The sequence below is a fragment of the Allobaculum sp. genome (assembly GCF_047010065.1).
In the GTDB taxonomy this organism is placed as follows: domain Bacteria; phylum Bacillota_I; class Bacilli_A; order Erysipelotrichales; family Erysipelotrichaceae; genus Allobaculum; species Allobaculum fili.
In genome coordinates this window covers 1-11480 of sequence record NZ_JBKXLD010000073.1, presented here as the reverse complement: position 1 = coordinate 11480, position 11480 = coordinate 1, and the positions used below count along the sequence as shown (strand labels likewise).

The window sequence follows — 11480 nt, the reverse complement described above, 5'->3', positions numbered from 1 at the left end:
GTAGTTGGGGTCGCTGCTAATCGGGTGTCCTTGGAATAGGTTGACTCTAAAAAAAATTGTCCACTTTCTGGGGTACAGTTTATAGGGGTATATACAGATTCTGCCTGGAAAACGGAATCTCCTGGTAATTAAAATTCTTCTCCAGCCTGTACAGCGGAAGACCGAGAATGGTTTTCATGCAGGTAATATGAGCCAGAAGAGATGGTGAAATGTAGCTGTGCGGGATCAGCTTAGGATTGGGATTATCCCCGCTGAAAATCACAGTATCACCGTTTTCGTCTGTCCAGGCGAAGTGATGAATAATGGTTCTGCTGTTATAAATCTCTGCGCACTGGTATCCAATTTCTTCACAGATTGTCGGAGCAAGTTCTCGGCACTGGTCTTTGATTTCCAGAAATCGGGGATCATCAGGATAAACATCCTTTTCTCTGACTGGGAGCTGATCAATCGACTCCCGTCTGCTTTTTCTCTTCTTGCGGATATGCTCCTGAATGACAGTGTATTGCTCCGCTTCTTCTTCGGCAGCCTGCTTCTCCAGCTTTTCCTGCTCTGTTGGTTCTGTCTCAAAGAGGGGGATCTGTTCAGTCGAAGAGTCGTAAATCATGTTGGTAAGACGGCGTTTCTTGCTGAGAATTTGCCGGATCAGATAGATCAGATCTTCGGTATTGGACCGAAGTTCTTCTTCTGTCAGGCTGTTGAGCAGCTGATTCAGCTCACTGGTATCAAGGTCATCGGCATAAATCAGGGAATCGAGTTGGACATTCATGCTTTAAGTATAGGAAAAACCGATATCTTCATCCAACGATCTGCCCGAGAATAACCTTTTATAATAAGCGCTATAAACTGATAAATAACAGTGAAACGCTTAAATATATATAGGATAAGATTTTTTAAATACTGTTCCTGTGTCGACACATAGCCCGTTCAGCAGCCACATCAGCTGCTGCTCTGTAACAGAAACCATGCCATCTCCTTCCATACGCCAGTCAAAATGCCCTTCGTTGAGGATTTTAGAGAACATCCAGAAACCTGTGCCGTCGTAAAACAGGCACTTGATCCGGTCTTTATGACGGTTGGTGAAGATGTACAGCGACTGATCGCATGGATTAATGCCAAACTGATCAGCTGCGTACTGACAAAGTGTGTTGATGCCTTTTCGAAAATCAATCGGCTCTTTGGCAATATAGATGCCGGATATATCAAATGAGAGATTCATGGTTTTAGTCCTTTCTGATGACGACTTTGTAAAACGTGATGTGCTGATCGGAACGTGCTGACCGATTCAGATGTGGCTGGGGTGATGCACCAGGCGGAGGCTTGATGAGTCCAAACTTCTCGCTGCGCAGAACAGATCGAAAGCTGTTGTAGCTGATCTGCTTCATTTGGCAAAAGCTCAAAACGGAGCCGCAGTGAGACTCTCTGAATTCATCAATCAATGGTTTCCATTTCTGGTAAGTTGTATATCTGGTCATAAAAACAGGCCCTCCTTGGCAATAGTTTCTCAAGGAGGGCCTGTTAATTTAAGATGTCAATGAATTGACGCTTACAAATCAAGACCGAGCGTAATTAAAGAACAAATAGTAAACACTTTCTAAATATTACCTAAATCCGATTCACCGCCACTCAATATTGTGCTATTCTCAAATCAATAATAGTTCTGTTAAAAATATGCGAGGTCAAAAGCTAATTCAATATTACCCGAACGCAAATTGCGATAAATTGTTAACAGCTAGCGTACTTGCTTCATAGAATCGAAAGGAGAAAGGTATGAAATTCAAAAGAAAGATTTTTTCCTCTGCTTTATCTTCGTCGCTGATTCTTGGGGTGATCGGAGGAATTCCGATTTCTGCAAACGATTATTCTATCACCGAAGAAAAAGCTGATAGCTATTCAGTTTCACTAACAGAAAATTCCATCGTCGAGTCGATCGAAGTTAATGTCAACGGAGATACAATTTTCGTCAATCGTGAAACATTCGAAAACAATAATGTACTCCTGACTATTACAGAAGATGGAGTAACCCAGACATTCAACCAAACTGGTTCTTATGAACTTCTCCTTCAAGCAGTAAAAGGAGAGCTAAGAGCGAATGATGGACGCTTCTATGGACGGGTAGCAGGGTATAACTACAGGTATATGAAGGCTGTCTCTTCAACCGATTACCTCACTCCGCAAAACAACACATATTCAACTATCCTAGCTGCGGTTTCTGGTACGCTTGGATATCTAGGTTTACCTGGTTCAACAATCACTGGCATAGCCTCTATGATCTTCGCAGCAAATGCTGCACCTGTAGAGACGAAAATTGTCACAACGCGACATTGGTATGAGATGACGGAGAAATCTTCGGGTGGATTCATCGGTTATCATTGTGAGTATGTGGTAGGTACTTATGTTCGTAATTCTTCTGGTGGATGGACGTATCTTGGTTCGCAGACTGGGGAATTCGATAGTTTTGATGTATATTAACATCATCATAACGATTATGTCGAACAAAAAGATTAAACAAACTTTTGTCTCTCTACTCATCTTAGCGACTGGTTTCCTGCTTCTTGCCAATGGATTTCCAAATAGTGGGATCGCTATAATCTTAACAGCCCTGACGTTAGCTTTATCTGTATGTGTAAAATCAACTAACAAATGGGGGTTGTGTTTGATTGTTGCTGCAGTTGTCGGAGTAGCGATAGCTCTTTTGTATTTTTTAAGTCACCATGACTGGATCAGCTCCTTAGCGTGCATTATACCAGCGGCTATATTGTCGGATATTATAGTGAAATCTTTCCGAAAGCTTAAATAATGCAGATACCTACAAACAATTGAGCCCTGATGTATTTGGACATCGCTTAGAGCGCTCACAGTAAAATAAGCCCATCAGGCAGACAGGATCAATTCCTGCCATACCTGATGGGCTTTCATATTGTCTAGTGAAATGTTCCCCAGGGCTCAAAGTTTCTTCCAGCAGAATTTGCTTTGCCGCAAGCCATCCAGCGTCTGGCGTGAGTTGTTGCAGAGATCCAGGAGATCCAGACATAACCTTCACGGATGACATAGCCATCATAATTGACACTCATGCCTTTGTTGTAGGTCAGCCCGGTATCCTTGCCGGCAACAGAAGGTGCTTCTCTAATCTTGATTGCATCAACAGTAACCCTTGCTGGTGTCAACTGAAAAATTGCAGTTTGATCAATTGAAAAGTTGCAGCTGGCATCTCCGGTCAGCAGGACAAAATACGCCAACCTCAAGTGTTCTGTGAACGAAACAGATGTAGGGCCTCCCCCTGCCGGTTATCTGTAATCCTGCAGAGGTTCTCGGTCAGGTCAAGGGTTTAAGCGAAGCGGCCCTTGACCTGGGCGAGGTTCTCTGCGATCTTTCTCGATCCGGCAGGGGGAGGCCCGGCTTTTGTACTTAACCTTGCCAGCTGCCTTATTGCTGTCAGTCAAGTATAAAAGGAGGGTTTCCCAGCACGATGTCCCACTTTTTTTTGGCCATATCTATTCCTTCTTTCCTTTCAATCTCTTTGTATCGAATCGTTTTTTTCGCTCTCCACTTTCGTACTTTACAAAGTGGAGCTTTTTCTTCTGGTTTGTCTTCAATATCGAAAAGGGTCATCTGCTCAAAGACTGGCTGCGGAACACCCAATGGGACAGTTCCGTTCAATCCGTCCATTTGCCAGAAATTCCAAGTGATGATGTTTGTGATGGCAGTAAGAAGATCTTTATCGGCTTCTTTGTTCCAAACGCTTTGGTAGTAATCAACAAATGTCATGAGCAGGTTGATGCGGCCAATGAGTAAATTGTCGCCCTGGTACTCATAGCCGTACACACTTTCATAGGCACGCGTCGCCCACTTGATCCAGTCTTCTTCATTGTCTGTGTTCTCCGTAACAACCCGCAGCTTTCGATCAAAAATCCCGATTCGTTCTTCAACAGGAATGATCTGTCCGGTTGAAGCGTTGTATCGGGATACAATGAATGGTGCTTCGCCACAGGTGATTTCAAGAACTGATCGGTCAACGTAGTCTTTCCACTTCTTACCTTTGAAATCGATCATTTCGGTTTTTGTCTCCCAGGTTTGATCTTTTTCAATATTGAATACGTCAGGACTTCCGAACCATTCTTCATCAAGGTGGTTAACCATTTTGTTAACAATCCAGGACGGGGTGAAAACTTCTGCTTTGGATTTGGTTCGCTGCTGCTGAGTTTCGAGTGCTTTAAATGCTCTTGGCTGAATGAGGACAGGATTGATTCCAGCTAGTGCACCAGGAGTGATTTCAAAACGATCACAGTACTTGTCTCCGTACTCACTGTAACCATCCGTAGCCCATATGATCCGCTTGCCTGTTGTCTTATCGATCAACAGCTTTTCAAGGATTATTTCGAGAGGGTATTTTCGAAACTCAATGATTCCTTTCATCAGCAGCATTTCCTCCTTCAGAATATGATTTGTAGTTAGTACCCATTATAAAGGAATTAGCGGCTATAAGTTCTTAATCCTAGAACCTATAGCCGTCCGTGTTGGCAGGGTGGTTGAGTGCTGATCGACCTTAGGAAGATGCGTTAGCAGCAACAATATGAAGATTGGTTTATCAGTCCCGTTGATATAAAAGATGTCCGAATTTGTTTAGCGATACCATCCTGATAACTCTTTTTACCTATTGATAACCAAATACTTCGCAAACAAACGCATTCATTTGCGAACATATTTCCAGATTTCTGAAGTCTTCGTATGGATTGTTCACGACAAACAGGGCTCCGTTCTCTCCGTTGGGTTCGTAGTCACGGTTCATCATTCGCTCGATTTTCTGATCCACATCGAACGGATTAAAAACAGAGTTGTCCATATCGGCAAGACCGAGGTTGTTAAGCATCATCCAGAACCAAGTTGGAGTCTGGTCTCCGGCCTCCCAGTCATACAATCGACTTTCGGTTTTCTGTGCTACTCCGATGAGCAGCTCCAGAACAGAACAGTCCTCATCTGGATAGTCCGATAAATCTCCATTAAATAAATATCGTAAATAAATACCATCTTGGGCGCGGTTGCGATCTCGTTCAATCGGAAATCTATCGAACTTTTTGTTCTGTAAATAAAAGAATAGGTTGGAATAGTCCCGTTCCAGATGCAACCGATTCGGAACTAAACCAACCAAATACTGAAAATACTCCTGACTCAATAGTCCTCCTTCAACTCAGGATTTATTGATTCTGATACCGCTTCGACTCAGGAATATGGTCAGCATACTCATCATATGATTCCATAATCTTCCCGATGGCGAAGTTTTGGCCAAGATCGGGATTCCGGATATACATGGAAGCATCCATACAGTCCTGAAGGAACGCATCCAGATTATCTTTTCCGAACAACTCATTCGCGAAGTCCCTATCAATGATGAAATCATCCTCATCGATGAAGACCTCATCGGTGGTGATCTTGATCTCCTCATAGATGGGCGCATCATCCCTATAGTCATCCGCAATAATATCCCGGATCTCCACCCGATGTGGAACGCTTTGGTCGTTTTCGGGAGGTTGTGTTTTAGGCATCTCCGTCACTTGTTTGCTCTTGGGTGAATAGTCAACGACCTGAGCTTTTGTTTTTGTTTCGTTCGGTTCCAATGACACAACCTCATCGGACTGACTATTCTCCTGCAGATCGGTTGTAATCTCCGTTTCTTCCGGTTCGTTAGAACCTTCGTAATACTGAATGACCTCGTTAACCTGCTCACTGGCAATCTTACTATATTTATCTTTCATAAAGTAATTTGTCAGCCAATAGCTGATCGTACCTCCTGCCAGCAAACCCAGTAGAAATGAAGTAACTTTGTTCATATCTCTCCTTATATTAAATTGTTCGCATTCGTACGTTTTCAATGATTTCCCCATCAACATTCGGATCGATCAGGAACCCATCTCCGAATTCCGTTGGTCGGAGATCGACATAACAGTCTTTTCCTCCGTCTTTTTTATTGTCGATCCAACCAACAACCTGGCCGGCCTTCGTTTCGTCAAAGCCAAGTTCTCGATATACCGTGTTGAGGAATAGGAATCCGTCTCGGTGAAGTTTGTTGTTCAGCACCGATGTTTTGACCTTCAACCATTGCTCAACCAAGAATGGATCTTTGTCAAAATCCGGATTATGTAACTTACGGATATATCCTTTATATAAAGCTATTTTCAGGTTCAGATTTCAGGAAAAAGTCGTCTTTTTACGGCTTGTAACATAATATTGGATAGACTTTACGACTGTTTCATCCTCTTATGCATGTTTGACCAGCTGCCTTGCTTTACTCGTAGCCCGATACTTCACAGACGAATGCATTCATCTGAAAGAAGATTTCCATTGTTCTGAAGTCTTCAGATGGATGGCTTACCACAAACAGTGCTCCGTTTGCGCCATTAGGTTCATACGCACGGTTCATCATCCGTTCAATCTTCTCATCCGCAATACATGGATCGAATCCAGAATTATCCATACTGGAAAGTCCAAGATTATCGAGCATCATCCAGAACCACGTCGGTGTCCGGTCTCCAGCTTCCCAGTCGTACAGTACATTTTCAGTCCTTTTGGCGACTCCAATGAGCATTTCCAGAATTGAGCAGTCTTCATCGGGATAATCTGATAAATCTCCATTGAATAAATATCGTAAATAGATCCCGTCCTGAGCCCGGTTTCGATCTCGGTCGATCAGATACTTATCGAACTTTTTGTCGTTCAGATAAAGAAACAGCCTGGAATAAACACGTTCCGGAAGCTGTCGATTCAGAACTGAACCAGCCAGATACTCAAAATACTCCTGACTCATTGCAGCCTCCTTTAGTTCGGGTTTATGGATGTACCCATCATACTGTCCAAAATTCCGGTAAAAACGTCTGATCGACGTCAAATAAAGCTTACCCATTTTCTTCCCTGTTTGATACGGCCTCTTTTTCCCTCTTTTTCCGCCAGTACTCCAATGCCAAGCTTCACTGTATATATTGAATAATATTATATATATATATATATATAATAGTGAATTTGTTCATAAAATCACAGACTAAAAAAGCGATTCACAAAGTGACATACGCTGTCGTCCCGCTGTGAATCGCGAATGAGCTGATCTAAAGCGCATCCAGAAGCGCCTGTGTTTGCGGAAGATCCAGATGCAGCGTATAGCCCCAGGGTGCTTCGATCGTTGGCGATGTAATCAGCCAGACTACGGGGATGCCCTGAGCCATCTCTTCGGGAGGAAACTGTGCGTAGCCGTCCGTAAAGATCAGAATCATTGCCGGAAGCTGCTCAAACAGTTCATTCATCCGATCAAAGATCGGCTCAAAGCTCGTTCCCCCGCCGCCCCGGACGGATAGAAATTCGATATCTTCGTATTTCGAAAACGGGATCGGGCGTGAAAGAAAGATATCGAAAAACGAAATGTACCCTTCGACGGAGTCAATCTGCTGGATCATGGATCGAATCTCATTAATGAATTCTTCCAGTTCCCATTCGAAGACGGAACCGCTGACATCGACCACAACCCAGATGTTTTCGACCGCATTTCCGCTCAGATCGTCTAAATAGCCGGGCAGAATCGCCGGTCCCTTCATCCGCCGATCGGGTCTGGAAAAGGAATAGTCCGCAATATTGTGATGGAAAAGCTGACTGAGAATCGTCAGCCAGTCTACCTTTCCTTCGTCTTCCAGAGCTTTAATGTAGCGTTCCATGGTTCCAGGCAGAGAGCCGGTCTGTCTGGCCCATTCCGCTTCTTCTTCAATAGCTTTTGACCACTGAATTTCGAGTGAAGAGAAGTCTTCAATTTCTTTCCAGGCATCATGAGAATCCACTGCGGGATGATCGAATACTTCCATGAACGGGTCGTTCTGATGCATTACGGGCTTTCTGGTAGTCGATTCAACCTCAGACGGGATTTCGGGTGTGTTGTGCTGAAATGGCTGCAGAGCAGACGGTTCCTCTTCTTCCAGCTCTTCCTGAATTTCGGATTTACGCGAAGAATTCGAAAGCTCTGGATTTGAATTTTGAAGATTGGATTCTTTTCTGTTGCCCAGATTCGGTTTTCGAACCGATAGAATGCTGGAGGATACGTTTTGTTTTGGATCAGAAGAGGAATCTTCTTCGTCTTCTTCTGACTCCTCTTTTGAGGAGCTGTTTTCCTCTGGTCTGGATTCGTTTTGGACCGCTTGATCGTCTTCCGGCTGATCATCTTCCGTCTGATTATTACGGTCTATCGTCTGGTCCATTTCGTCGGAAGTACCCTTCTGGCTTTCTTCGTTATCCGACTTCCCTGCCCGCCCCGTCTGTTCAGTTTGTGAATCTTCGTCTTCGGGAGTCAAACCGCTGTCCGAAGAACTTTGCGAATCGAAATCCTTTGGAAGCTGATCGAGCAGCTGTTTATACACTTCTTCCGCGGTATGGACGCGTCCAGGAAGACCGTCTGGCGCGATGCACATCACCGGCTGATTTTCGAACAGAATGGTGTGGAGATGGAGCTCTTCAAGCGCTACGGAGTTCACAACGATATCGCAGGCAATTTGAAACAGATCAAAATTCATCGTTCCTGCCCGCAGCGGATGACCGAGCGCACAGTGCAGAATTTCATGAAGCAAAACGAATTCGAGCTGTTCATCATCGATTTCATCGACGAATTCCGGGTCAAAGAGAATCTGTTCCATGTTGGTCATAGCGGTTTTGCAGGGAGCAAAGGCAAAAGGCGTTCGCAGAAGCAGTCGGCCATAAAACGGAGTTTTCCCTAACAAAGACCTCCTGGCCAGCGTCAGACGGCGCGAGACGCGCATCCGCTGCTTTTTCAGGGCTTCGCGATCAGCTGTTTCCATACTTCTTTTTCCATTCCTTGTAGTAAGCGGAACTGATCATCGGCTTTTTCGTCGAATGAATCTGAAGCAGATCGTTGAACATGGACTGGGCAAAATCAGGCGGAAAATGCGATACATACGCAGCCAGATTATCCGCCTGCGTTACTTTTAGCGATGTTTTCCGGCTTTCCAGCTGCTTTTTCAGGGACTGGCAGAGCGAAAAAAGATGACCGGACGTTTTGGGATACGTGCGGCATTCGCCTTTTAAAATCGCCTCCAGAGAAATGTTCAGTCCAAGCCCCTCACAATACGAAAGGAATTCCACAGCTGTATCGAGTCCAATTGCGGAAGCAATGAGTGCCACCATCTTCTTTGGCGGCTCGGACGGATATAGAGACAGCAGCTGGCTGACAAAAGTCCAGGTACGCGGGGATGGATAAGCGATGTCATTAATGCCTGGATCAGCGCAAAGCCGAGTCTGGTCCTGTTCCAGAAAGCCAATAATACGGGAATCGATTTGATTGGCTTCTGCCCATTTCTTCCAGTCGCGTACGCTTGGTTCGACCTGGAAATGGAGAAGACGCGAGCAGAGCGCTTTTGGCATCTGAAAAGCGACGGAGCGATCCGTTGTCCGGTTGCCGGCTGCAATGACCAGACAGTTGTCGGGCAGCTGATGCTCCCCTACTTTACGGTCCAGACACATCTGATACGCTGCCGCCTGCATGGACTGCGGAGCGGCGGTGAGCTCATCGAGAAGCAAAATGTTAACGACATCTTCCGACGGATCCATCGCAAAGATTTTCGGCTTAAGCCAGAGGGCGCTTTCGCTGGCCGCATCGGCGACTGGAATACCGCGCAGATCGATTGGAGAAAAGAGAAGAAGACGAACATCCGTAACAACAACACGCTTGCCGGTCAGTTTTTCCACACGCTGGGCTGCCTGTCTTACGCCCTCGGATTTACCGATACCCGGCTTTCCCCAGAGAAAGACCGCAGGAACGGTATGCAGGGGCATTCCCAGTTCAATTGCGCGAATGTAAAGATCGCTCAGCCGCTCCACCAGCTCGCCGGTATAGAGCGCTGGCATTCCGCTGGATTTGTTATCGAGTTTTACAGCCATGCGTCGATCCTCTCCATTTCTATTTCTTTGCGTATAAGGTTGTGCTTCACTCTGGTTCACCGTCTGGTTTACCTGTTCGTTCTGATCGCGCAGAATCGGCACTTTCGTTGCCGGCATTTCAGCCAGCCTGCTTCTGCAATCAGCTGTATGCCGCCTTTCTGGCCTCTTCTTTTGCCTGAGCTTCTTCTTCCAGAACGGCATCGATACGGGCCAGTTTTTCTTCGAGCTTTTCAATTCTGGCTTCGTGCGGGTTGCCTTTCGCCAGCTCCAGGTTTCCGTTTTCCGCGTTTTCGTTATAGCGCACAATCGCCTGTTCCGATTCGGTAATTCGATCGGACAGATGCGAAAGCGCATAGTCCAGACTCTGCAGCAGACCGGCTCCGTTCGACGGTTTGACTTTCAGATCGTAACCATACGTCTTGTAGTGGCCATACAGCGTCAGTTCAAAGGCTCCCGGATCATAGTCGCTGGAATGGCTTGGGTTTCGAACGATTAAAAACCCTTTGTAGTAGCCAATCTGTCTAGGAAAAGAGGTGTAGTACCAGTTATTGGAAAAGGCGCGAAGCTTGCTAAGAAGCTCATCGCCTAACTCGTGACGCTCCTGTCGTGTCATGGGGCGATTCTTTTCCTGATACAGTTTGATATCCCGTTTCATGCGTCGAATGGCGTTTTGTTCCATCTTGATCTTTTCTGGCACCTGATCCACTTCCGCCTGAAGGTTTTGCAGCTGGCGCTGTCTCTGACGGGAGAGCGCCTTAGTTTTTTCCAGACGGTTCGCGGTTTCCACGCGTTCCTTGATAAGCGGATTGCCAATCGCCAGAGCTTTCAGTTCCGCGTAGCTCAGTACCGTATCCGCAATATCGTCCATGTCGCGGCTTTTGGAAGAGCCGGACAGGAAGGATCCGATAAAGCGCTGCTTGTTTTCGAGAAGCTGCCAGCTGTACGAGTCAAAGGTGCCTTCGGTGATATACCGGCAGATGAAGACTTCCGGCGAGGTATTTCCCTGTCGAATAATACGGCCTTCTCTTTGCACCATGTCCGCCGGTCTCCAGGGCACGGAAAGATGATGGAGAGCCACCAGCCGCTCCTGAATATTTACGCCGGTTCCAAGCTTTTCCGTTGAGCCGATAATGACTTTGATTTTGGCTTTGTTTACAGCCGCAAACAGCTTTTTGCGTGCCGCTTCGGTTGGCGCATCGTGAATAAAGGCTACTTCTTCCGGTTTAAAGCCGCGATCGATCAGCTGTTTTTTCAGTTCGTCGTAGACGTTGAATTCCTTTTTCGGGGTTCCGATGTCCGAGAACACAATCTGTGCCCGGTCCGGATACTGTTCCGCGATTTTTGCGATCTGATCGGCGCATGCGGAGATTTTCGACTGGGCGATTTCTTCTTTGGGAATATCGATGTCGAGCAGACGCAGATCGAGGGCACAGCGACGTCCGTCATTGGTGATTTTGAGAAGATTATCGTCTTTCATCTTTACCAGATGCATACGAACCTGTTCTGTACGATCTGCCAGTACATCCAGATACGCTTCCTGAGAAGACGTCTTTTTGACC

12 protein-coding genes are annotated in these 11480 nt (G+C 45.8%); 2 read left to right on the top strand and 10 right to left on the bottom strand.

Annotation, left to right across the window (positions count from 1 at the left end; genetic code table 11):
- The first annotated feature begins 217 nt into the window (after positions 1–217).
- On the top strand, positions 218–820 hold the full coding sequence (locus tag ACLUYS_RS07240) for a hypothetical protein (protein ID WP_412659481.1): 603 nt from the start codon (positions 218–220) through the stop codon (positions 818–820).
- A 45-nt stretch (positions 821–865) separates the two neighbouring features.
- Here ACLUYS_RS07240 and tnpB read toward each other — a convergent pair whose 3' ends face one another.
- Complete coding sequence (tnpB, locus tag ACLUYS_RS07235; protein WP_230267969.1) at positions 866–1216, bottom strand: IS66 family insertion sequence element accessory protein TnpB; 351 nt, start codon at positions 1214–1216, stop codon at positions 866–868.
- A gap of 551 nt (positions 1217–1767) precedes the next feature.
- Here tnpB and ACLUYS_RS07230 point away from each other — a divergent pair.
- The gene (locus tag ACLUYS_RS07230) at positions 1768–2469 is read left to right on the top strand and encodes a hypothetical protein (protein WP_412659480.1); all 702 of its coding nucleotides are present in this window, start codon (positions 1768–1770) and stop codon (positions 2467–2469) included.
- Positions 2470–2921: 452 nt separating this feature from the next.
- Here the strand turns inward: ACLUYS_RS07230 and ACLUYS_RS07225 are convergent, their stop codons facing one another.
- The 9 genes from ACLUYS_RS07225 to ACLUYS_RS07185 form a co-directional block, all read right to left on the bottom strand.
- Positions 2922–3236: an SH3 domain-containing protein gene (locus ACLUYS_RS07225; protein WP_412659479.1), complete on the bottom strand. Its 315-nt coding sequence runs from the start codon at positions 3234–3236 to the stop codon at positions 2922–2924.
- 196 nt (positions 3237–3432) lie between these two features.
- Positions 3433–4413, bottom strand: coding sequence for a restriction endonuclease subunit M (locus ACLUYS_RS07220; RefSeq protein ID WP_412659478.1), 981 nt, complete (start codon positions 4411–4413; stop codon positions 3433–3435).
- Positions 4414–4651: 238 nt separating this feature from the next.
- Positions 4652–5170 (bottom strand): hypothetical protein, encoded by a 519-nt coding sequence (locus ACLUYS_RS07215; RefSeq protein WP_230267973.1) that lies wholly within the window; start codon positions 5168–5170, stop codon positions 4652–4654.
- 22 nt (positions 5171–5192) lie between these two features.
- On the bottom strand, positions 5193–5825 hold the full coding sequence (locus ACLUYS_RS07210) for a hypothetical protein (RefSeq protein WP_412659477.1): 633 nt from the start codon (positions 5823–5825) through the stop codon (positions 5193–5195).
- Between the two features lie 13 nt (positions 5826–5838).
- Positions 5839–6090: a DUF6353 family protein gene (locus tag ACLUYS_RS07205; protein ID WP_412659482.1), complete on the bottom strand. Its 252-nt coding sequence runs from the start codon at positions 6088–6090 to the stop codon at positions 5839–5841.
- 190 nt (positions 6091–6280) lie between these two features.
- Positions 6281–6799: a TRAP transporter TatT component family protein gene (locus tag ACLUYS_RS07200; protein WP_230267976.1), complete on the bottom strand. Its 519-nt coding sequence runs from the start codon at positions 6797–6799 to the stop codon at positions 6281–6283.
- A 295-nt stretch (positions 6800–7094) separates the two neighbouring features.
- Complete coding sequence (locus ACLUYS_RS07195) at positions 7095–8822, bottom strand: DUF2201 family putative metallopeptidase (protein WP_288820740.1); 1728 nt, start codon at positions 8820–8822, stop codon at positions 7095–7097.
- Positions 8809–10038, bottom strand: a complete 1230-nt coding sequence (locus tag ACLUYS_RS07190) for an ATP-binding protein (protein ID WP_412659476.1) — start codon at positions 10036–10038, stop codon at positions 8809–8811. Before ACLUYS_RS07190 ends, ACLUYS_RS07195 begins: the two co-directional genes overlap by 14 nt.
- A 22-nt stretch (positions 10039–10060) precedes the next feature.
- On the bottom strand, positions 10061–11480 hold a 1420-nt coding region (locus ACLUYS_RS07185; RefSeq protein ID WP_412659475.1), incomplete at its 5' end, for a helicase-related protein.